This is a genomic window from Pseudomaricurvus sp. (assembly GCF_965662505.1).
Lineage (GTDB): Bacteria > Pseudomonadota > Gammaproteobacteria > Pseudomonadales > Cellvibrionaceae > Pseudomaricurvus.
Genome location: NZ_CBFIHX010000003.1, coordinates 1 through 22,079 on the forward strand (window position 1 = coordinate 1; position 22,079 = coordinate 22,079).

Below are 22,079 nucleotides of genomic sequence, written 5' to 3' on the forward strand. Positions count from 1 at the left end.
GCTTCCGCAGGGCGGTACGGATAATGACTTCATCTTCAACAACCAGGATGTTACTCATAGGCGCATTGTTACCCAATTTGTTACTAGAATGACCACAGACTGACTAGTGTTACCTTACTAGCCTTCAGTTTCAAGTTGTCGTGGTAATTTTATGCGAATTTGTGTGCCATTGGTTTGCCCCGGCACGGGACTGACCAGTTCCAGCTGGCCTTCGTGCTCTTCGACAATACTGTAGACCATGGCCAGGCCAAGGCCGGTACCTTCGCCGGGATCTTTGCTGGTAAAGAACGGCTCAAGGACCCGCGCCTGATGTTCCGGCGGAATACCGCTGCCTTCGTCCGTCACGGTAAAGAGGACAGAGTCGCCCTGCAACTCCCCTTCGATGCGGATTTCGCTGTCCTGCGGGCTGGCGTCACGGGCGTTGGACAGCAGGTTGATAAACACCTGAATCAAACGCTGGGAATCGGCTCGCAGAGTCAGATTGTCTGGTAACAGATTGGTAAACTGCACCTGTGTTTTTTCTTTTTGCAGCGACAGCAGCTGAGTGGCCTCTTCGGCGCAATCGCGCAGGCTGATGTCCATGAACTCGGCCTTTTCCTGTTGCCCGGTGTGGGAAAAACTCACCAGAGATTGCACGATGCGGCTGACCCGGTTGGTCTGGCTGAGTATCTGCTCGGCGGTTTCCTGGGCGGCATCGGGGTCGTCGGTCTCGTATTTCAGGTTTTGGGCGAGGCAGGCAATGCCTGTGATCGGGTTGCCGATCTCGTGGGCGACGCCCGCCGCCAGTCGGCCCACCGAGGCCAGCCGTTCGCTGTGTACCAGCTCTTGTTCCAACAGTTGGGTTTCGGTCATGTCTTCCAGCAGGATCACCTGGCCATCGGCAATGTTGGCGACGGGGCCGGCAATGTTAGCCTTGTGCAGGCTGATCCAGTGAGGACCGTCGTCCAGATTCAGCTGCTGTTTGTGCAGGTGGGGAATGGGGCTTTCGGAGAAGCTTTTCAGTACTTGCCGCCAGGGCATTTTCAGGTCTTCCAGATGAGAGCCTGCCACCGACTCCGCCGAGATGCCGGTGAGTTGCTGCATGGCGTGGTTCCACATCAGGATTTCCATGTCCTGCCCGAGCGAGCAGACCGCCATGGGCAGCTCTTCCAGCGTGTTGCGGTGATACAGCCGCAGGTTATTCAGTTCGGCCGCCAGACCGGTCAGGTGACTGCGGTATTGAGTGAGGCGGTTTTCTATCAGGTTGATGTCGGCGGTGCCTTTGGCTTCCGGCAGGTGGTACGGAATGTGGCGATTGAGAATGTCGGTGGCCATGGCCGTCCCCATGAGCCCGGACAAGTTGGCCTCCAGCCTGTTGCGCAGTCGGCGCAGAGCGTAAGGGCGGCGATCGTGACCGCTGATGTTAAGTTCTTCCAGGGCTTTGTTGACCTCTTTGCGGGCGGTGGTTTTGCCCAGGCTGGAAGAGAGTCGCTCGGTGAACTCGCCGGCGCTGTGCACGTCCAGAATCATCCGTAATGGATGACTGAGTTCGTCTTCCGCGCAGAGCTCGGCACTGTAGTGCTCTTCGACACTGGTTTTGGTGAACACCGACAGGAACACAAAGGCGACGACGTTCAGTCCCAGTGAGATCAGTGTGATGTTGCTCCAGTGCTCGATACCCACCGGCAGTATGTATTCAGTGCCCGGGATTGGCAGTTGGCTGATGTCCGTCAGCGCCGGGATAAACAGCGCCACCAGCCACACCAGACTGCCGAGACTTAAACCGGTGAGAAAGCCGCGGCTGTTGGCGGTAGGCCAGTAGGCCACGGCAAAGATACCGGGCAGAAACTGCAGGGTCTCGATAAACGCCATCAGCGCCAGATGCGTCAGACTCAGCTCGTTGTCGAGGATCTGGTAAAAGGCGTAGCCCAGAGCAAACACCGTAAAAATGATGATGCGTCGCAACCACAGCAGCTGGCGGTAGAGCTTGTCTCCCCGCTCCAGACGGCTGGCGGGCAGAATCCACTGGTTGAGCAGCATCGTGCTCAACGCCAGGCCCAGAGAGATCATGGCGCCGGTCGCCGCCGAGAGCCCCCCTAAAAACGCCAGAATGGTCAGTGACGCCGATTCCGCCGCCATGGGAATACCAATGGTGAAGTACTGCGCCGGTAGCGGCACGCCCAGCTCAAAGCCCGCCCACAGGATGGGGAAAATCGGCAGCGCCATCAACAGCAGAAACAGCGGGAATGCCCAGCTCAGCGTCGAGGTAATCTGGTGCAGCGGGCTCTCCACCACACTCATATGGAAAATGTGAGGCATGGCCACGGCGGTGGCCAGGAACACCAGCAGCAGGGTGTGGGAGGAGCCGTCCTTGATCGGGGAGTGCAGCAGTTCCAGGTTTTCCGGATAGTCGAACAGCCATTGATCCAGCCCTTCAATACCGCCAAAGACCCCGTAGACGGCAAACAGGCCAACGGCAAACAGGGCCACAACTTTGATCAGCGTTTCAAAGGCCATGGCGACGATCAACCCGGGATGATTTTCACGGCTGGAGCCAAACAAGATGGTAAAGATCACCAGCACGATGCAATACGCCAGCGCCATCACCTCGCGGAAGCTCCAGTTGCTGAACACAGCCGGCAGAGGCTCGGAGCTGCTGAAGGTCAGAATTTGCAGGGTGTCGGCGATGGCCTGAATTTGTAACGCCAGCAGTGGCAGTGAAGCCAACAGCATACAGGCAGTGGTCATCACCCCAACGGCCTGATTGTGGTAGCGGAACACCAACAGGTCGGCCAGACTGCCAATCTGAAAGCGCCGCGCCAGTTGGACCAGAGGCGCAATTGCGACGGGGGCAAACAGAAACAGGGCGCCGGTTCCCAAATAGTACGCCAGCGCGCCGTAACCAAACTGGAACGCCAGATCGATCACGCCGTAGTAGGCCCAGGCACTGGCAAAAATCCCCAGTGCGAGGATGTAGATAATGGGGTGGCGAACCAGCTTTTGCGGAATCAGGCCCTTGTCGGCACTGAAGGCGATCCCAAACAGCACCACCAGATAGGCAATACTGATCAGGGCAATTTCGAAGATATTAAACGTCATTGGTGTGCTTTCGCTTGTGGACAATATACGCCGTCAGGATGACCATGGCCCAGATAATGTAGGGTCGATACCATGCGCCTTCGGGGTTAATCATCCAGGTGAACAACGTCGGCGAGAAGATGTACGCAATCAGGAGAAAAAGAACCAGCAGTCGTTGATTGTGCATAAGTGAAAGTCGTCACCGTATTGAGGACTGAAACCGCGATGGCCGTGCGGATCTTGAATGTGCGTGCCGAGCCCTGTTGGCGCATTAGTGCCGTATGTTATTTTCTGTATCTTATTTCGCGGGTGTCTTTGGGCGGCCTCAGGCAGGGCAATTATGGCAAGGCTGCCTGACGCAGGCAATGAAAGATAAGGTTCAGGTCATCAAAGATCATCAGGAAAGCGGTTGTTGAGGGTTTGAGGCCTCCTGCTGAATCGCCATGCCTTTGGGTACCTGATTGCGATCCCAGCGCGGGATGCTCCATTCAAGCAACTCGGCGCAATCGCCCCGCAGTTCTGCCGGAGGGTTCTGTCCCAACTGCTGTAACGCGAGAAACAGGTTGTCTGGCGCGTGTCGGGAGTCCAGCGGTTCGGCAAAGGTTTGTTTACTGAGTTTCTGTCCGTCGCTGTTGACGATCACGGGCAGGTGAGCCATTTGCGGAGGTGTCTGGCCCAGCTGCTTAAACAAATACAACTGGCGACCGCTGGAGTCCAGCAGATCGCTGCCGCGCAGGATATGGGTGATGCCCTGGGCGATGTCGTCCACGACCACGGCCAGTTGGTAGGCAAACAGCCCGTCTTTGCGCAGGATCACGAAGTCACCCACGCTGTCTGACAACTGTTCTTCCTGCCATCCCTGAAAGCCGTCTTCAAAACTCATTAGACCAGCTTGGCCATCGGGAACCTCGACACGGATGGCGTAAGGCGGTTTATGGGGAGGGTGTCGACGGCAGTGGCCATCGTAGGCCGGAGTCTGTGGCAGGGATTTGAGGCGCTGACGGGTGCAGTTACAGGGATAGGTCAGACCTTGTTGTTCCAGCTGTTCCAGTGCCTGCTGGTAAGCCTCAAGACGCTGGCTTTGAAGCATCACCTCGCCGTCCCAGTACAACTGGTGAGCTTCGAGACTGCGCAGAATGCTGTCGGCGGCGCCCGGTTGTTCGCGGGGCGGGTCGAGATCTTCCATGCGCACCAGCCACTGTCCCTGTTGTTGGCGGGCATCCAGATACGAAGCCACTGCAGTCAGCAGAGAGCCGCGATGCAGTTCGCCGGTGGGCGACGGGGCAAAACGGCCAATGTAGCCATGGCCAGTATCACCCAGGTCTAGGTAATCGTTGCTGGAAGACGGTGTGTGGGGGGGCAAGGAGTCTGAAGTCATGGGGTGACAGCGTAAGGTTAGGCACAAATCGCAGACACAAAAAAGGCGCCATAAGCGCCTTTTTATTCCGCGGGATTAGCCGCCGACTTGCCTTTCCTTGATTTCATCCAAGGTTTTGCAGTCGATGCACTGGGTTGCCGTGGGGCGGGCTTCCAGGCGACGGATGCCGATTTCGACACCGCAGGTATCGCAGTAGCCGTACTCGTCATCGTCAATCAGCTGCATGGTGCTGTCGATCTTCTTGATCAGCTTGCGCTCGCGGTCGCGGGTTCTCAGTTCCAGGCTGAACTCCTCTTCCTGGCTGGCGCGATCTGCTGGGTCGGGAAAGTTCGCCGCTTCGTCTTTCATGTGAGACACGGTGCGGTCGACTTCTTCCATTAACTCGGTTTTCCATGTTTGCAATAAGCCCCGGAAGTGAGTCTTCTGGGCCTCATTCATGTACTCCTCACCTTTTTTCTCTTTATAGGGGGTAAACCCTCTCAGAGTAATGCTTTCGGTGGTTTTAGAGCTCTTAGGCATCGTTTGTGCGCCTCGTGGTAACGTCCAATTATTTTTACTTGGGTATTGAACCCAGATCCGATGGCCATTCCAGCCAGACCGAGCAAGCTAGCAGATATCCACAAAGCTCGCCAGCGGTTTTTAGCGCTTGGAGACCTTATGGGATACTGACTTGATCGGGCGCGGATACTGCTACTCCCAAGTGATCCTGTCAACTTGATTTTAATGACATGGCGGTGTTCCTGTCATTTGTTTCAACCTAATTGCAGTTTCGCTCCCGATTCATACACTGTGGAGCTGGCAAAGGGGGGCGTTGGGCCGGGGCGCTCAGTCAGGCTTAGAGTTTAAAATCTCAGACTTAGAATTCAAAATCCGCCACAAATTGCCAGCTTTCAAGAGTCCGAACGAGGAGAAATAGAATGCAGTGTCAGCCAAAACTGGAGCAGGGGGTCCTGCTGAAGCGCTATAAGCGGTTTTTGGCGGATGTGCGCCTGCCGGATGGGAAGGAAATCACCATCCATTGTCCCAACACGGGATCCATGAAGGCCTGTCTGGCGGAGGGTAGCCCCTGTTGGTTTTCCACTTCTGATAACAAGAAGCGCAAATACCCCAATACCTGGGAGATCGCCACTACACCGGCGGGGCACCTGGCTGGTGTGAATACCGGGCGCGCCAACGGCTTGGTGAAGGAGGCGATTGAAACCGGAGTCATTGCGGAATTGCAGGGCTATCCTCAGCTGAAAACCGAAGTTCGCTATGGTGACGAGCGCAGTCGGATTGATCTTTTTCTGTCCGGTAAAGACGGTGAGCCGGATTGTTACGTGGAAGTGAAAAACGTCACGCTGTGGGAAGAGGGCGGTCAGGGACTGTTCCCGGACTCTGTCAGCACCCGTGGCACCAAGCATCTGCGGGAGTTGGCACTGATGGTGGAACAGGGGCATCGGGCGGTGTTGCTATTCTGCGTCCAGCACAGCGGTATCGAAACCGTGTCGCCGGCGGCCGAGATTGATCCGGTTTACGCCAAGACTCTGAAAGAGGTGGCTGCAAAAGGGGTTGAGGTCTACGCCTATCAGGCGGATCTGAGCGCCGAAGAGATTGTCTTGCGACGCGCTTTACCGGTGATTATCTAGTCTATCTGGCCCGTTCAGATGTCGACCCAGACCTGACCGTCGCGAATCTCCACTTCAACAGCTTCGAGGGACTGACCGCTGCAGGGGCCGGAGACGCAGAACCCCTCCTGAATAGTAAACAGCGCCCCGTGGGTTGAGCACTGGATCAATTCTCCCTCGATGTCGAGAAACCGGTCCGCCTGCCACTCCAGCTGGATGCCCAGGTGAGGGCAGCGGTTGCGGTAGGCGTAGACCTCTTGATGCTGTCGCACCACGAAGATCGACGCTTCGCCGAGGATGAAGCCCTTGCTGTAATAGTTGGTCAGCTCGTCCAGAGCGCAGAGAGCAATCATTCTTAACCTGCTTGCAGTGCGGCAATGCGCTCAGACAGAGGCGGGTGGCTGGAAAACAGTTTCGACATGCGCTGTTTAAAGCCGCCGCTGATACCGAAGGCGTAAATACTGTCCGGCATGGAGCTGGGCAGCTGAGCTTCCACCTCCATTTGCAGGCGGCGCAGGGCGTTAATCATGGGCTCGCGACCGGCCAGACTGGCACCTGCCTCGTCTGCGCGGAATTCCCGGTAGCGGGAAAATTTCATCACAATAATGGACGCCAGTACCGCCAGAATCATTTCAGAGACGAACGTCACGATATAGAACCCGATGCCGTGTCCCCCTTCGTTTTTGAAAACCGCGCGATCGACGGTGTGGCCGATAATGCGGGCGAAGAACATTACGAAGGTATTGATGACCCCTTGGATCAGAGACAGGGTCACCATGTCGCCATTGGCAACGTGGCCGATTTCGTGGGCCAGTACTGCACGGACTTCGTCGCGGTTAAAGCGTTGCATCAATCCAGCGCTGACCGCCACCAAGGCCTTGTTGCGGCTCCAGCCGGTGGCAAAGGCATTGGATTCCCGGGCGGGAAAAATACCCACTTCCGGCATTTTGATGCCCGCTTTCTCGGATAATTCGGCCACGGTTTTCATCAGCCAGATTTCTTCAGGCGTTTGTGGACGCTCGATGATTTGGGTGCGGGTCCCTCTTTTGGCCATGAATTTGGACAGAAATAGCGAAATCAGTGAGCCGCTGAAGCCAAATACGGCACAAAATACCAACAGATTTGTGAGGTCGAGACCGCTGCCGCTGCTGTCCAGGTAGGAACCGACACCGAGCAGGTTGAGGGTGATACTGGCAACAAAGATAACCGCCAGGTTCGTCAGTAAAAATAAACCAATCCGCAACACAGATGATGCTCCGATAAGATAGGGGAAGTAACGCTTTCTAAGATCTGTGCGGTGACGGGAAAATTCAATGGAGCTCAGGCGGCCGCGAGGTAAAGAAGTGAAAACTCAGGCTCAATACCTGTCGAGCAGCCAAAAAAAAGGCCACCCAAAGGGTGGCCTAACAACCGTGATTAGCCTGTTTAGGAGAGAAGGTCATGAGACCTAAACCCAACCGCCTCCGAAGAAGCGATGTGAGAATAATAATCTCTCTCATTTATCTCGTCAACAATAATGATTATCATTTGTGAAAATAGTGGCGCACAAATCTTCGGTCAGTCGATTTTGGCGGTAATTTGGCTAAAACCCGAGGTCAACGTGGGTATAGCGGCTTGGCTATACCCGTGGCAGTGACGTCCGCCCCTGGTGCGCAGTTGAGGCGGGATAGGCGGAATTCAGGATAACTGTGAGTGGTTTTCTTCCTGGGTGGCGGCGTCTTCCAGCAGACGTTGTTTTACTCCGGGATCCAAATCATTCCAGTGGACGTCCAGTAACGCGCCCTGAAGTGCGTAGAGCATCACTTTCGAAACGTGTATTCCCCGGTTTTTTATGCGAATGTAGGCCTCAACAGGCCCCATGTTGTTCAGGTCAGCGTAAGAATTGACGCCAATGGCGTGCAGGATATTAACGGAGGCGGCTCCGAGATTCTTCAGCTGGAGCAAATCACTATGACGTTCGGTCACAACGGCGAGTCCCCAAAGGTTGAGTATTTATTGTATTTATTCACTCTTCGACTCAAAGGTCGTACCGTTATAATACATGCTTCCTTCTTGATGGCAAATCCGGCCGGCCTCTGTGAACGAGTTGAGAGAAGTCTATGAGAAACAAGTCAGCCTGCGTGGACGACAGGTTATTTGCTGAAATGACCGGGCAGACGGAAGCTCACCTGGTGTCCTGTCGCAGTCGGGCGAGCAGTGGCGCTGCGGAATTGCTGATCCACAAAGATGCCTTTGAACCGCTGGAGCGCCTGCGAAACAAGGCAAGTGAGGCCGGTTTTGAATTGGCCATTGCCAGCAGTTTTCGCAATTTTGATCGTCAGCAGCGGATCTGGCAGGAAAAGGCTGCGGGCAAGCGTCCGGTGTACAGCGTGGATAACCGGTTGCTGGATACGGCTGATCTCAGTGATGAGGAGCTGTTGTGGTCTATCCTGCGCTGGTCAGCATTGCCCGGAACGTCCCGTCACCATTGGGGATCGGATCTGGATGTTTACGACGCGGCTGCCGTGCCGACCGATTACCGTTTGCAGCTGGTGCCGCAAGAGTACGAACCCGGAGGTCCGTTTGCCGATTTTCGCCAGTGGCTGGATGGGTTGATCGCCAACGATGAGGCGGAAGGATTTTTTCACCCCTATGCGCAGGATACGGGGGGCGTGGCTCCGGAGCCTTGGCATATCAGTTATCGTCCGGTAGCGGAACGCTATTGGCAGCAATGTGATTTTGCGTTTTTTCAGCGGCTGATGGACAGCGAAGCCTGGCCGCTGTCGGAAGAAATCGCGCAGCATGCTGATCTTATCTTCCGTCGTTTCGTCCGGCTGGAGCCTGCCTGATAGCAGTGTGTTAAGCTATTAGCTATTTACTCGTGAGAGGAGAGTGCAGTAATGGCTCAGGATGTATTCGTGGCAAATCATGCGGCCAGCGAGGCGGAAGACTTTATCTGGCAGGCGATTCGCGCCGAAGCCGAGGCTTCAAGCCGTCATGAGCCGATGCTGGCCAGTTATTATCACTCTTCGATCCTGAAGCATGACAGCTTTGAGGCGGCCATCAGCTTTCACATGGCCAACAAACTCGACAGTTCCGCTGTTCAGGCGATGACGGTTCGTGAAGTGTTCGAAGAAGCGTTGAAATCCGATCCGGCCATTGGTCAGGCGATGCGTGCCGACATCAAGGCATACAAGGATCGCGACGCAGCCTGTGACAAGTTCACTATGCCCTTCCTCTATTTCAAAGGCTATCACGCGCTGCAGGCTCAGCGTGTCAGCCACTGGTTGTGGCAGAACAACCGCAAGTCCCTGGCGCTGTATTTACAGAATCAGATCTCTCAGGCGTTTGGGGTGGATATTCATCCCGGTGCGACGATTGGGCAGGGGATTATGATTGATCACGCCACCGGTGTGGTTGTTGGCGAGACGGCGGTGATTGGTGACGACGTTTCGATGTTGCATGCCGTTACACTGGGCGGTTCTGGTTGCCAGGGCGGCGATCGTCACCCGAAAATCGGACGCGGTGTGCTGATCAGTGCCGGGGCTAAAATCCTGGGAGGCATCACTATTGGTGAAGGTGCAAAAATCGGCGCTGGCAGTGTGGTGCTGGAATCTGTGCCGCCTCATACCACGGTGGCCGGTGTGCCTGCAAAGATTGTCGGTAGGCCTCAGTGCCAGGAGCCGGCGCTGAATATGGATCATCAGCTGGGAGACTGATCTGACGTCGTTCAGTCTCTCGTCAGCTTCCCAGACCTGATGCCCGACTGAATTTACAGTTGGGCGTTTCGCAGTTGCATCCAGTTCAGGACAGACTGTCGATTTTGCATGATGCCACCCAGATGTTTCACCATATCCAGATCCGGCTGGGTTTCCTGTTGCAATTGCGCGATGCGCTTGTCCAGTGACTGGATTTCGGTGCGAAGCTGATTGACCATGTGCAGGCTGGTGGCTTCCTGATCCGAGAGCCCCAGGCTGCGTTGGTGAATTCTACTCTTTTTCATAAGACTTCCTGTCCTCGCTTGTCCTTCAGGCGCGTTAACTATTGTCCTGAAGGCACGTTAATAAGGGTACTCTATCAATGGGCTTGGCTTGCGGTGTGGCTTCTCGTGTCCTGATAGCTGGAGATCGTGTCCTGATAGCTGGAGAGCCAGCCAAGTACGGAGAGGCGGCTGTCGAGCATCTCTTCGTAGGTCTTCAGAATAACGGTGTTGGGCGTGGCGTGTGCCATAAGGTCGGCAATTCGAGCTTCTAAAAAGCTGATGTCCTGTGCGATCTTTTGTGAAATGGCGGTGATCTTGACGCGCTGGTCGCCAATGACCAGGGTGGTGCAGTTTGAGCTTCTCATAACTTGATTCATTCCGTGAGAGTTATGTGCAGTGGTATGTGTATCCTATACCCCTATATTATGAGTGAGTTATTTCCTTTGCGCCAGTAGTCAATCGCTGATTTGTGTGTAGGATATTGCCGACAGGCGGTGCTATGATCCGAATGTGTGTGCTGCAATGATAATTGCGCCATACTGCAAAAGTACCAAATAAAACCAACCTTCTTAGGCCGAAACTCTTAAAACCTATGACTCAGACTGATCAGCCTCTTTTTGATGTGATTTTTCGCGGTGATATTGCTCCGGGACACCAGCTGCCAGAGGTGAAAGCAAAAATGGCCAAGCTGTTCAAAGCGGATCTGGCCAAGATCGATGCCCTGTTTGTGGGCGGGGCAGTACCGTTAAAGAAAAATCTGGACCGCGCGACGGCGGAAAAGTATCAGGCGGTATTGAAGAGCGCGGGCGCCGACGTACAGCTGGCGGAAGCGGGTAAGGTTGGTCAGAACAAAACCGCTAAGAAAAAGGCAGTCCCTCAGAAAAAAGTCGTCCAGGGAGAAATTGCGCCGGAGGCACCTCGGGCTGTTTCTGCTGAACAACCGATGACTATGGCTCAACGGTTGGCGGCTCAGGAAGCCGAGCGGGAAAAACAGGAAGCTGAGCGGGAAAAACAAGCCGCGACTGCGCCGGAGTCTGACAGTACTCAGCGAGAAACTGAAACTGAAGCTGGAGAGAGTAAAGGTACTGCCCAGAAAGATACCTCCGGATTCAGCCTGGCTCCAGTGGGGGCCGAATTGCTCGAAGGGGTTGAAAAAGAGGCGTTGCCCGATGTCGTGGTGGATATCAGTCAGATTACCCTGCGTCCACAGGAAGGGGATTTGGTCGACGACAGCGAGCGCTTTGTGGTTGAGCCGGTCGATGTACGGGTGGAAGATTATGGATTGAGCGAATTGGGTGACGATTTGCTCAATGACGATGAAAGGCAGAGCTTGCCTCTGGTGGAAGTGGATGTGCCGGAGGTTGATTTGTCACCGGTGGGCAGCGATCTGGGACAGCTGAAAGGTGCAGAGCCGCCACCGCCGCCGGACACCAGCGGCCTGTCGATCAAGACGGATTGATTGCAGGGACTGCTGTTGAAGACCTGGTCCAGGACAGCTTTTGAAGACCCGGTTCAGGACAAAAGCTTAAGTTAAAAGTTCAGAACAAAAAAATGCCGCTTTAAAAGCGGCATTTTTTATTTTCGCCGGTGATCTTTCTGGCAATTAGCCCTTTTGATAGTTGGCGACTGAGTCAGTAATCTCTTTGCGAGCTTCTTCAGCATTGCCCCAACCTTCGATTTTCACCCACTTGCCCGGTTCCAGGTCTTTGTAGTGCTGGAAGAAGTGAGAGATCTGGTTCAGGGTCAGCTCTGGCAGATCAGAGATGTCTTGCACGTCTTTGTACAGTGGCGTCACTTTTTCGTGTGGTACTGCGATGATTTTTGCGTCTTCACCACCGTCGTCAGTCATTTTCAGAACGCCAACCGGGCGACAGCGGATAACGGCGCCAGGCACAACGGCCAGAGGCATGACCACCATCACATCAACTGGATCGCCATCACCGCACAGGGTGTGAGGCACATAGCCGTAGTTGGCAGGGTAGTGCATGGCGGTACCCAGCATGCGGTCTACAAAGATTTCACCGGAATCCTTGTCCACTTCGTACTTGATGGGGTCGCCGTTGAGGGGGATTTCAATAATAACGTTGATGTCGTTTGGCAGGTCTTTACCGGCTGAGACTTGATCGTAGCTCATGATCTGGATTCCACTGGTGAGTAAATTTGGCCGAGATTCTACCACAATCCGGCGGCAGCTCAATTGAGTGGCGGGTGAAGCCTGTTGTTCTGTGGTGCAGTTTGGGCGAAAAGCGGGTGAGTTGTGTCTAGCAATCGCAGTAAAAATACTGCTCATCTTCCAGGCAGAACATGGTCATATGCCCGCCCCAGACGCAGCCGGAGTCCAGTGCGTAGACATTGTCGACACCGGTGTAGCCTTCCAGTGCGGCCCAGTGGCCAAAAATGATTTTATCCTTGAGGGTCTTGCGCTTGGGGTGAGTAAACCAGGGCGCATAGCCTTTGGGGGCATTGTTGAGGCCGCTTTTGGCTTGCAGCTCCAGGCGTCCCTTGCTGTCGCAAAAGCGCATCCGGGTAAAGTAGTTGGTGATGACCCGCAGGCGATCCGGCCCTGTCAGGTAGCGGCTCCAGATGGCTGGCTGGTTGCCGTACATCTTTGACAGAAAGAGGTCGAATTGATCGCTTTGCAGGACTGTTTCAACCTCTTTGGCGCGTTTCAGCGCTTTGCGCAGGCTCCACTGTGGCGGGATGCCGGCGTGAACCATGGTAAAACCGAGCTTGCTGTCGTGATGCACCAGCGGACACTGGCGCAGCCAGTCGAACAGGGTTTCGCTGTGTTTGGTGATCAGGATGTCATCCAGAGTATCGCTGTCTGAGGGCAGGCGGTGGCCGTAGGCCACGGCCAGCAGGTGCAGATCGTGGTTGCCCAGCACAGCCACCACGTTGTCCCGCATGTCGTAGAGATACTGCAGGGTTTCCAGAGACTGAGGGCCGCGGTTGATCAGGTCGCCCACCAGCCACAAGGTATCCTTGTCCGGGTTGAACTGAACCTTCTTCATCAGGCACTGCAGTGGCTCCAGACAGCCTTGCAGGTCTCCAACAGCGTAGGTTGCCATAGTTAATTCCAGTGCTCAGTGCAGGCGGTGAGGCGGAACCAGGGCGAATGCAGGGATGGCAACATCAAAGAGATCGCCACTGTCATTGCGCATCTGGTAAGAGCCCTCCATGGTGCCGGTTTCTGTTTCCAGAACCGAACCGCTGGTGTAAGTATACTCCTCGCCCGGTGCCAGTATCGGTTGTTCGCCCACGACGCCAATGCCGGCTACTTCCTGGATCTCGCTGTTGGCGTCAGTAATTTTCCAGCGGCGGCTGATCAGTTGAGCCGTTTCGTCGCCTTCATTGAGGATGGTAATGGTGTAGGCAAAGACAAATTTTTTCTGGCTGGGTTGTGATTGTTCGGGTAAATACCGTGTTTGTATTGTGATCCGAATACTGTCGCGTTCTTCCGTCATAGTACTACTTCAATTCATGGAGTTGTTTCAATCGCAACGTCATTGCAGGTGTGCTTAACCGTTTGATTGAACGTGGTGCCGTATCAAAAACGTGGTGCCGAATAAGATGTCGAACAGAGTGTTGAAGTGTCAGAACTGTAACAACGGGTGTTTTAGTTCTTATCTGCTAAATCTTTATGTCGTCTGTACGGCGAATTATGTCGTAATTATTCGCCGGTATCTAATATCTCGGCCAGCTTGTCGCTTAGGGCAACATACTCTGGCAGTGTGATATTTTCCGGCCGCACGCTGGTGTCGATGTTGAGCGATTCAATGGCGTCCACGGTCAGCAGCTGTTTGAGAGAGTTGCGCAGGGTTTTGCGGCGCTGCTGAAACGCGGTGTTCACCAGCCGGGACAGCAGCTTAACGTCTTTGGCCGGATGCGGCAGTTGTGTGTGTGGTGTCAGACGCACGATGGCTGAGTCCACTTTGGGACGCGGGTTAAAGCATTCCGGTGGCACATCGAACAGGTTTTCCACTTTGCAGAAGTATTGCACCATCACCCCAAGTCGGCCGTAGGCTTTCTGGCCGGGTTGAGCCGCCATGCGATCCACCACTTCTTTCTGCAGCATAAAGTGCATGTCTTTTACGTCTGCCTGGTAGGTCAGCAGATGAAAAATCAGCGGGGTGGAGATGTTGTAGGGCAGGTTGCCGACAATGCGCAGAGGGCCCTGACTGTCGCCGCGGGTGTCTTGCAACAGAGTGCCAAAGTCGAATTTCAGGGCATCGGTTTGATGGATGCGGAAATCCGGGTAGCGGGCAATAAATTGCGACAGCAAAATCGGGATCAGATCGCGATCGAGCTCCACCACGTTCAGGGTCGGGCAGGCCGCGAGCAGCTGCTCGGTGATGGCGCCTTTACCGGGGCCGATCTCCACCAGATTGTCTTCAGCCTTGGGGCTGATGGACTTAACGATACGACGAATGATGTTGTCGTATTCGAGAAAGTTCTGGCCGAAGCGCTTGCGGGCGCGATGTTCCGTTCCGGGTTTTGATTTGCTCATCGGTGTTATCTGTACTCAGTAAGGTGTTGCATCAGCGTTGTGACGCGATGGCCATGGCGCGGGCGTATTCCAGCGCGGTGAGCAGGCTGCCCAGATCGGCTTTCCCCTGTCCGGCGATATCCAGTGCAGTGCCGTGATCCACGGAGGTGCGAATGATTGGGAGTCCCAGGGTGATGTTCACCGCCTGTCCAAAGCCTTTGAATTTTAACACCGGCAAGCCCTGATCGTGGTACATGGCCAGCACTGCGTCGGCATTATCCAGTACCTTGGGAGTGAACAGGGTGTCGGCGGGCAGAGGGCCGATCAGCTGCATGCCCTGCTGGCGCAGTTGTTCCAGTGTCGGTTCTATAACGTCTATCTCTTCTCGTCCCATGTGGCCGCCTTCCCCAGCGTGAGGATTGAGGCCGCACACCAGAATTTTAGGCTGAGGAATACCAAAGTGGTGCTGCAGATCGTGATGCAGAATCCGAATCACCCGAGACAGACCCTCCGGCGTGATGGCGGCCGGCACATCTTTCAAGGGCAGGTGCGTGGTGGCCAGAGCGACTCTGAGGCCTTCGGTGGCCAGCATCATCACGACCTTGTCGGTGTGGGTGCGCTCCGCCAGAAACTCGGTGTGGCCACTGAACGCAATGCCGGCGTCATTGATGACGCCTTTGTGCACGGGGGCGGTTATGTAGGCGTCGAACGTCCCGTCCTGGCAGCCGTCAATGGCGATTCGAAGGCTGTCGAGTACGTAGGGTGCGTTAGCGGTGTTGAGCTGTCCGGCCTGACAGGGCTCGGCCAGTGCCAGTGGCCTGACGCAGAGTTCACCCTTGGCCAGTGGTTCAGGCTTTTTGTCGGCATCAAATGGACGCAGTGTCAGCGGTAAACCCAGCTGTGCGGCGCGGTCATGCAGCAACTGCGGATCGGCGATTACCACCACTTCGTCGTCTGAGCCCTGTTGGGCCAGCGCGATGGTGAGGTCAGGGCCGATACCGGCAGGTTCTCCGGGGGTGAGGGCTAGGCGCAATGTCATAGTCGAGCCTGAAGGTGTGTGGCGAGAGTGGATTTCCCGCCGGTGAAAAGTGGCAGTCTAATAATCAAAGCCTGGCGTGTGAGGAGGCTACACGCCAGGCTTCTGGTCAGCTGTCTTCAGCCGATCAGTGGTTTTTAACCGACCAGTGGTTTTGAACCGATTAGCTGTTTTTAACCAATTAGTTGTCTTCAGACGCTTCGCTGTCTGAGTCTGGCTGACCTTTGATTTCCACGTAGGCTTTGTCGCGAATTTCCCGCAGCCAGTTGATGCGCTCTTCTTCAAAACGCTGTTTGCGCAGCAGTTGCTGGGCCTGGTTCATACGAACGGTTTCGCTCATGTCCTGTTGACGACGTTCTTCCACCTGCAGAATGTGCCAGCCGAACTGGCTGCGGAAAGGCTCGCTGATATCGCCAATGGCGGTGTTGTCGATGGTGCGCTCAAACTCGGGCACAAATTTGCCCGGCAGGGACCAGCCCAGATCGCCGCCACTGAGCATAGAGCCTACGTCTTCTGAATGTTGACGAGCCATCTCGCCGAAATCGGCGCCGTCCAGAATCTGCTGGCGAATATCAGCCAGTTGCTGTCTGGCCTGCTCGTCAGTGAGGATCGCGGAAGGCTTGATCAGGATGTGACGAACCTTGGACTGCTCAATCACCTGTTCTTTGGGGCCGCGTTTGTCGTACAGCTTCAGGATGTGAAAGCCTGCGCCGCTGCGCAGTGGTTCGGTCACGTCGCCGACGGGCAGGTCGACAATGTTATCTGCGAACAGGTCGGGCAGTTGCGCCGATTTTCTCCAGCCCAGATCGCCACCCTTCAGAGCGTTTTGCCCCTGAGATTGAGCCACCGCCAGTTGACGGAAATCGGCGCCGTTTTTCAGCTGTTGGTAGAGGGCGTCAGCCTGATCTTGTGCTTGTTTGAGAGCGGCATTGTCGGCGGTCGAGGAGACACCGATCATAATGTGCCCCAGGTTGTAGTCCGGTGATGACCAGAAGCGCCCTTGTTTCGACTTGAGGAAGTTTTTCACTTCCTGCTCAGAAACCTGGATGCGACGGTTCACGCTGCCGCGCTGCACTTGCTCGATGATCATGTCGCGGCGAATTTGGTCGCGCAAATCGTTGACGCTGATGCCGTCCTGAGCCAGCTTTTGTTCAAATTCCGCTTGGCTGAGGTTGTTGGCTTGACGCATGCGGTTGATGGTGTCGTCGATCTGCCTGTCACTGATCTCGACGCCGGCACGTCGACCCATTTGCAGCTCAAGGGATTCGGTGATCAGTTGTTCGAGAATCTGCCCGCGCAGGACGTCCAGCGGCGGCAGTTGTGTGTTATTGGCGCGCAGCTGAGAGACCACCATGCGCATACGCTGATTCAGCTCGCTGGCCATGACCACGTCGTCGTCGACAACGGCGACCACCTCGTCCAGCGGTACTGTTTGGGCGAAGCCCAGGTTGCTGCAGGTCAGGGCGGCGCCCAGAGCCAGCAGCTTAAGGCCGGTTTTGGCGTGGTTTAAAATCCCGGTTTTCAATGTAGGTAATGTCATAGTCACTTTTATCTGAAGTTTTGTTCGCGTTCTTCGTAGCCGTAAATGCCATCGTTGAGAATACCGCTGACTTTACTGCCTATACTGCCCAGACCCTTGAGCTGGAATTCCAGGAAAATACCCTGATCTTCTTCCATGTCCAGGTTTTGAACGTCGTTATAGAGTTCGTTATCGATCCAGCGGCGGGCAATCAGACGCACGCGATAACAGCAATCGTTATATTCGACGCCGAATAGCGATTCGAGTTCACGACTGTTGGTGAAATCGTAGTTGTGACGACCCACGGCGCTCCAGTTGCCAAATAGCGGCCAGGAGAACGACACGTCGCCCTGCTCAATGGTGCGCTGGATTTCGTCGGTCAGATCGCCATCGCCATCCAGGTCGTTTGGATCGCTGGTCAATGGGTCTTGGCGAGTATAGCGATAGCTCAGGTTGAGCAGGCGGTAGTCATCGTCCTGATAGCGGACGCTGGCGCTGCCGCGACTGACCTTGTCGTTTGCTTTGGCATCCCAGGCGACATCAGAGCGCAGGCGCCAGTAGTCACCCAGTTGGGCGGTGAGTTGGGCGGCAAATTCCGAATCGGAGCGCTGGTTTTCCTCGTCGTCCAGAGAATCTTCCAGTGTGTCGGTAATGGTGATGCCGCGGTCTTCGTAGTAGAAAATCTGACCCAGACTGGCGCTGAAGCGCTCGATGCCGCTTTCCGGATCGATAAAGCGCGAGGTCAGGCCGACAGACAGGCGGTTGTCATCGTCGATGCGGTCGCCGCCGGAGAAGCGCGAATCGCGGAACAACTGGTTGTAGCTGAAGGTCAGCTCGTCGGTGTCGAAATCCACATCTCGGTTGCCCGAAATATTGATCAGGTCGTCCTGATTTTCCTGTTCGCTGTAGAAGTAGAACAGGCGAGGTTCAAAGGTTTGTAAGTAGCGATTGCCCATGAGGGAGCCTTCGCGCTCGAAGAACAGGCCGGTATCCAGGCTGAACTGGGGCGCCGCGAAGTTAGGGGCGTCGTCGGCATCGGCGTTCAGGTATTCGTCATCCAGCTGATAACCCAGAGCCTTGACCGCGGCGCCGGGTTTAAAGAAGCCCCAGAGCCAGTTTTTGTCCCAGGTCAGGCTGTAATCCAAGCGTGCCCGCTGTCCGGTAATGACTGCGCGATCGTCTTTTTCCGGATGGTCGAAATAGACGTATTCGTTATCCAGTTCCACAACCCAGTCACCGCCCAGACGGTAGTTGCCATCGACGCTGATGCGGGGCAATTGTTTGTACTGCTTGGCCACGGTGTCGGACAGGGTTTCAAACTCTTCGGCGCGCACTTCGTAGAGCCAGTGGTCGCTGCGGTAACCCAGAGTGCCCAGTTTGCGCAGGTGGGTAGCGCTGTTGACCTGCAGGCTGGCGTTATCCATGTCGCGGAAGTAATCGACGTCGCTGACGGTGGTGTAGTCAATGCGCGAATACCAGCGGGCGCTCATGCCGCCCACCTGATCAAGATTGAATAACCAGCGGTCTTCGCCGCGGTATGGGAAGGCTTGATCTTCAGTGAGAATGCCGTCGTCGATCAGATCCTGACGATCCGGATCATCGCCGCCTTCGTCGTCGGCCAAATAAGCACCGCTGACCGTGGTTTTAAAGCTTTCCGACAGGTGACGGAACTCCGCCTCCAGCATCTCGCCGCGATCGCTGATGTAGCGCGGAGTGAGCGTCATGTCGTAATTGGGTGCCAGGTTGAAATAGTAGGGCACAGCAATATCAAAGCCGCCGCTGTCGGAGGAACTGATGGATGGAAACAGAAAACCGGATTGGCGATCGGGGCCCGCCGGGAAGCGGATGTAAGGGGTGTAAAACACCGGTACGCCCTTGATGTTCAGACGCACATGCTTGCCGACGCCCTGTTGGGTGTTCGGGTCGATGGTGATCTCGCTGCCTTTCAGGTACCAGGTGTTGCTGTCTGGTTCGCAGCGGGTGAAGGTGCCGCTGTCCAGTGTCACGACCTTGTCTTTGGCGATGGAAATGGCATCGGAGTCGCCGCGCGCCTGGGCTTCGTGTATCAGATAGCTGGCGTTTGCGACCTTGGCTTCATTGGTGTCGAGGTCCATGTCAGCACGGGAGCCGGTGACCAGCAAGCCGGGCTCGCGGATTCGGACATTGCCTTCCAGTTCGGCCGTGTTGTCGGCCTGGTTCAGAGTCGCCTTGTCGGATTGGATTTGACGATAGCCCTGAGTCAGGTTGACGTCACCGGTGAGAACTGCGGTGGTTTCCTGCAGCCATTCGGAACTGTCGGCGGTGGCGCGCAAGGGGGCTTTTTCAGGATCGAGATTGGCATCTTCATCGGTGCGCACTGGCTCGATGTAGCTACCACAGCAGCCGGCTGCCATGGCTTCCCGTTGTTCTTCGGTCATCTGTTCTTCATCGACCCAGTCCACCTGGCCGGCAGGCAGATAGCGTGGTTTGCTGGCAGCCACGGCGGCAGTTGTGGCTGCGGCAACGGTGGCGGATCGAGTGGCGTGCACCGGACGCTTGTAAGCAGGCCCTGGAGCAGCTTGCTCCCGGCACACCCAACCCTGACCGCTGCTATCTGCACCGCAGTGCCATTCGAAGTGGTTCTCGGCAGCGTGAAGCGGAGTGATCGGTTGGCTGGCAAGAACCCCCAAAGCCAGTAACCAGGGAGACTGTGATGGTGTCAGGGCGCGCTGTATGTGCTGCCGTAACAGCGATTTCCGTAAGGCCATTATTGGGACAATCCTGTGTGTCTAAGTGCTTTTAATTTGTTTTTAGCGTTCTTTTGGGAAAAATAAGAGGCCGATTCTACTTGGGATGCACTCATTAGGCTACTGCCCTGACGATTTCACCAAATGGGAGAAAAGGCTTAACAAAGGTGGTTGGGGTTCGGGTAGAATCGAAAAAAATAGATTCCGTGAGGGGTTTGAGTGGTCAATATGGAAGAAGAGAAACTGGAACAAGGGATTTTGACGTGGAGCATGGAGCAGTTGGCGGGCAAGTCCTGGTCGCTGCCAGCGGCTCCGAAGTTGCAACCGCTAAGTGGCGATGCCGGATTTCGCCGCTATTACCGGCTTAACAGTGAGCCTTCCCTGTTGGCCGTTTTTGCCCCCGTTGAGCACGAGGACAGTAAGTCGTTTGTGGCCATTGCCCGCTATCTGCGCGATCAGGGCGTGCACACGCCGAATGTGGTGGCGGTAGACTTTGAACGCGGCTATCTGCTGGTGGAAGATTTTGGTGATCGCTTGTTCAGTGACCAGGTGCAGTTGGACGACAGTTGCGCCAATGAGCTTTACAGCGAAGCGATGATGACCCTGTTGCGTTTGCAACAATGCCCGGTCATGACCATTCCCGCGGCCGATGGCGAGTCCATGTTGACCCTGCCGCAGTACAACCAGTCACGTCTTAGAGAAGAAATGTCACTGTTTGATGAGTGGTTCCTGCCCCAGTTGTTGGGTTATTCGATCAGTGACGATGAACGGAATTTGCTGGACGCGGTCTATCTTCAGCTGGAAGGTGCTGCCTTGCAGCAGCCTCAGGTGTGGGTTCACCGGGATTACCACAGCCGCAACCTCATCTATCGCGACGGCCAGCCGCCGGGTGTGATTGATTTTCAGGACGCGGTACGCGGTCCAATCACCTACGATCTGGTGTCCCTGTTGCGCGATTGTTATCTGCGCTGGCCACCGGCTCAGGTTCGTCAGTGGGCGCTCGCATACGGCGATATGGCGGTAGAGTGCGGCTTGATGGCGCCAGTGACCCAGAAAGGCTTCATGCGCTGGTTTGACTGGATGGGGTTGCAGCGTCATCTGAAAGTGTTGGGGATCTTTTCGCGTCTGTCTCTTCGGGATGGTAAAACCGGTTATCTGGAAGATATCCCTCTGGTGATCCGCTACACCCTGGAAGTGGCGAGCGCCTATCCTGAGTTTGCGGATTTCACTTACTGGTTCCGGGAGAAAATTTTGCCGCTGTGTGAACAGCAGAACTGGTATGAGGACTTTCAGATTGCAGGCGATGGCAGAAATACCGCGCAAACCGAGTTGGACGCCAGTCAGCTGAGCTGATTCTACTCGGACTCTAGTACGCAATTCGGGCAGATCGAGACGCTGGCCAATTAGCAGCAATGGAATAAAAGGTCGGGAATGACCGATCAAGCAGTAGGATAGGGTGTTATGAAGGCAATGATTCTCGCGGCGGGTTTGGGTAAACGCATGCGGCCACTGACCGATACCACGCCCAAGCCTCTACTTCCCGTGGGCGGGAAACCTCTGATTATGTACCACATCGAGCGGCTCAAAGCGCTGGGCGTGCGGGAATTCGTGATTAATATTGCCTACCTGGGGGAGCAGATCGAAGCGGCTTTGGGCGATGGTCATGCCCTGGGTGTGTCGATTCAGTATTCTGAGGAGCATGAGCCTCTGGAAACCGGCGGTGCGCTTCTGCAGGCTTTGCCGCTGTTAGGCGATGAGCCTTTCCTGTTGGTTAACGGTGATGTCTGGACCGATTATCCCTTTGAGCGTCTGTTCGACGTCCATCTTGCGGAAGATTGCCTGGGACACCTGGTTTTGGTGCCCAACCCCCGCCATAACCGCCGTGGAGATTTCGCCCTGCACGACAGCATGTTGCTGCACAATACTGAGGTGGATGAAGGGTTTACCTACAGTGGCATCAGCCTGTTGCGGCCGGAGTTGATCGGTGCCTATTCCGAGCGCCGGCAGATATTTCCTCTGCGTGAGGCTCTGGCTGAAGGTATTGCTGCCAATCGTCTCAGCGGTGAAGTGTATGACGGTGAGTGGTGGGATATCGGCACGCCTGAGCGCCTGCAGGCCTTGGACGAGAGACTGACCAGCCAGTAACCTGCACTGACACTTGCTCCTGCCGGTATTTGCCGGTGGGCGTCGCGGAAAACTTTCAGTACAATGCGCGCTCTTTATCGCGCCTCTCTCTGTGCCAACTGTGCCAACTCAGCCAGATGTGCCAATTTGCCCGTCGAGCGGGTGTCCTTTTGCCGGGAGTCGTC

22 protein-coding genes are annotated in these 22,079 nt (G+C 55.5%); 6 read left to right on the top strand and 16 right to left on the bottom strand.

The window, feature by feature from the left end; genetic code table 11:
- Positions 1 to 117 precede the first annotated feature (117 nt).
- From ACTG33_RS00640 to dksA, 4 genes are all read right to left on the bottom strand, one after another.
- Positions 118 to 3,078 (bottom strand): ATP-binding protein, encoded by a 2,961-nt coding sequence (locus tag ACTG33_RS00640; RefSeq protein ID WP_439133229.1) that lies wholly within the window; start codon positions 3,076 to 3,078, stop codon positions 118 to 120.
- Complete coding sequence (locus tag ACTG33_RS00645) at positions 3,068 to 3,244, bottom strand: hypothetical protein (RefSeq protein ID WP_439133230.1); 177 nt, start codon at positions 3,242 to 3,244, stop codon at positions 3,068 to 3,070. The genes ACTG33_RS00640 and ACTG33_RS00645 overlap by 11 nt, the downstream gene beginning before the upstream one ends.
- A 210-nt stretch (positions 3,245 to 3,454) precedes the next feature.
- Complete coding sequence (gluQRS, locus tag ACTG33_RS00650) at positions 3,455 to 4,435, bottom strand: tRNA glutamyl-Q(34) synthetase GluQRS (protein WP_439133231.1); 981 nt, start codon at positions 4,433 to 4,435, stop codon at positions 3,455 to 3,457.
- Between the two features lie 75 nt (positions 4,436 to 4,510).
- Positions 4,511 to 4,954, bottom strand: coding sequence for an RNA polymerase-binding protein DksA (dksA, locus tag ACTG33_RS00655; protein ID WP_439133232.1), 444 nt, complete (start codon positions 4,952 to 4,954; stop codon positions 4,511 to 4,513).
- A 398-nt stretch (positions 4,955 to 5,352) separates the two neighbouring features.
- Between dksA and sfsA the strand changes: the two genes are divergently transcribed.
- On the top strand, positions 5,353 to 6,063 hold the full coding sequence (gene sfsA, locus ACTG33_RS00660) for a DNA/RNA nuclease SfsA (RefSeq protein WP_439133233.1): 711 nt from the start codon (positions 5,353 to 5,355) through the stop codon (positions 6,061 to 6,063).
- Between the two features lie 14 nt (positions 6,064 to 6,077).
- Here the strand turns inward: sfsA and ACTG33_RS00665 are convergent, their stop codons facing one another.
- From ACTG33_RS00665 to ACTG33_RS00675, 3 genes are all read right to left on the bottom strand, one after another.
- The gene (locus tag ACTG33_RS00665) at positions 6,078 to 6,395 is read right to left on the bottom strand and encodes a Rieske (2Fe-2S) protein (protein WP_439133234.1); all 318 of its coding nucleotides are present in this window, start codon (positions 6,393 to 6,395) and stop codon (positions 6,078 to 6,080) included.
- Positions 6,396 to 6,397: 2 nt separating this feature from the next.
- Entirely contained in the window at positions 6,398 to 7,288 is an 891-nt protein-coding gene (gene htpX / locus ACTG33_RS00670; protein WP_439133235.1) for a protease HtpX, read from the bottom strand.
- 431 nt (positions 7,289 to 7,719) lie between these two features.
- Complete coding sequence (locus tag ACTG33_RS00675; RefSeq protein WP_439133236.1) at positions 7,720 to 8,007, bottom strand: TfoX/Sxy family protein; 288 nt, start codon at positions 8,005 to 8,007, stop codon at positions 7,720 to 7,722.
- A 134-nt stretch (positions 8,008 to 8,141) separates the two neighbouring features.
- Between ACTG33_RS00675 and ACTG33_RS00680 the strand changes: the two genes are divergently transcribed.
- Positions 8,142 to 8,870 (top strand): M15 family metallopeptidase, encoded by a 729-nt coding sequence (locus ACTG33_RS00680; protein ID WP_439133237.1) that lies wholly within the window; start codon positions 8,142 to 8,144, stop codon positions 8,868 to 8,870.
- Between the two features lie 51 nt (positions 8,871 to 8,921).
- Positions 8,922 to 9,740, top strand: a complete 819-nt coding sequence (gene cysE / locus ACTG33_RS00685; protein WP_439133238.1) for a serine O-acetyltransferase — start codon at positions 8,922 to 8,924, stop codon at positions 9,738 to 9,740.
- Positions 9,741 to 9,793: 53 nt separating this feature from the next.
- Here cysE and ACTG33_RS00690 read toward each other — a convergent pair whose 3' ends face one another.
- Positions 9,794 to 10,024, bottom strand: a complete 231-nt coding sequence (locus tag ACTG33_RS00690; protein ID WP_439133239.1) for a hypothetical protein — start codon at positions 10,022 to 10,024, stop codon at positions 9,794 to 9,796.
- Positions 10,025 to 10,098: 74 nt separating this feature from the next.
- On the bottom strand, positions 10,099 to 10,368 hold the full coding sequence (locus ACTG33_RS00695) for a hypothetical protein (RefSeq protein WP_439133240.1): 270 nt from the start codon (positions 10,366 to 10,368) through the stop codon (positions 10,099 to 10,101).
- A gap of 227 nt (positions 10,369 to 10,595) precedes the next feature.
- Between ACTG33_RS00695 and ACTG33_RS00700 the strand changes: the two genes are divergently transcribed.
- On the top strand, positions 10,596 to 11,462 hold the full coding sequence (locus tag ACTG33_RS00700) for a hypothetical protein (protein ID WP_439133241.1): 867 nt from the start codon (positions 10,596 to 10,598) through the stop codon (positions 11,460 to 11,462).
- Between the two features lie 144 nt (positions 11,463 to 11,606).
- On the opposite strand, the gene ppa is transcribed toward ACTG33_RS00700, so the two are convergent.
- From ppa to ACTG33_RS00735, 7 genes are all read right to left on the bottom strand, one after another.
- Complete coding sequence (gene ppa / locus ACTG33_RS00705; RefSeq protein WP_439133242.1) at positions 11,607 to 12,137, bottom strand: inorganic diphosphatase; 531 nt, start codon at positions 12,135 to 12,137, stop codon at positions 11,607 to 11,609.
- Positions 12,138 to 12,264: 127 nt separating this feature from the next.
- Positions 12,265 to 13,071: a symmetrical bis(5'-nucleosyl)-tetraphosphatase gene (locus ACTG33_RS00710; protein WP_439133243.1), complete on the bottom strand. Its 807-nt coding sequence runs from the start codon at positions 13,069 to 13,071 to the stop codon at positions 12,265 to 12,267.
- A 15-nt stretch (positions 13,072 to 13,086) separates the two neighbouring features.
- Positions 13,087 to 13,467, bottom strand: coding sequence for a Co2+/Mg2+ efflux protein ApaG (apaG, locus tag ACTG33_RS00715; RefSeq protein ID WP_439133244.1), 381 nt, complete (start codon positions 13,465 to 13,467; stop codon positions 13,087 to 13,089).
- A gap of 206 nt (positions 13,468 to 13,673) precedes the next feature.
- Positions 13,674 to 14,510, bottom strand: coding sequence for a 16S rRNA (adenine(1518)-N(6)/adenine(1519)-N(6))-dimethyltransferase RsmA (gene rsmA / locus ACTG33_RS00720; RefSeq protein ID WP_439133245.1), 837 nt, complete (start codon positions 14,508 to 14,510; stop codon positions 13,674 to 13,676).
- A 31-nt stretch (positions 14,511 to 14,541) separates the two neighbouring features.
- Entirely contained in the window at positions 14,542 to 15,528 is a 987-nt protein-coding gene (pdxA, locus tag ACTG33_RS00725; RefSeq protein WP_439133246.1) for a 4-hydroxythreonine-4-phosphate dehydrogenase PdxA, read from the bottom strand.
- 178 nt (positions 15,529 to 15,706) lie between these two features.
- Positions 15,707 to 17,065 carry a peptidylprolyl isomerase gene (locus ACTG33_RS00730; protein WP_439133247.1) on the bottom strand — a complete coding sequence of 453 codons (1,359 nt, stop codon included), beginning with the start codon at positions 17,063 to 17,065 and terminating at the stop codon, positions 15,707 to 15,709.
- 8 nt (positions 17,066 to 17,073) lie between these two features.
- Entirely contained in the window at positions 17,074 to 19,791 is a 2,718-nt protein-coding gene (locus ACTG33_RS00735; protein ID WP_439133248.1) for an LPS-assembly protein LptD, read from the bottom strand.
- Positions 19,792 to 19,998: 207 nt separating this feature from the next.
- On the opposite strand from ACTG33_RS00735, the gene ACTG33_RS00740 reads away from it, so the two are divergent.
- Entirely contained in the window at positions 19,999 to 21,123 is a 1,125-nt protein-coding gene (locus tag ACTG33_RS00740; protein ID WP_439133284.1) for an aminoglycoside phosphotransferase family protein, read from the top strand.
- 108 nt (positions 21,124 to 21,231) lie between these two features.
- A complete protein-coding gene (gene murU / locus ACTG33_RS00745) occupies positions 21,232 to 21,915 on the top strand; it encodes an N-acetylmuramate alpha-1-phosphate uridylyltransferase MurU (RefSeq protein ID WP_439133249.1) in 684 nt (227 codons plus the stop codon).
- Positions 21,916 to 22,079: the final 164 nt, after the last annotated feature.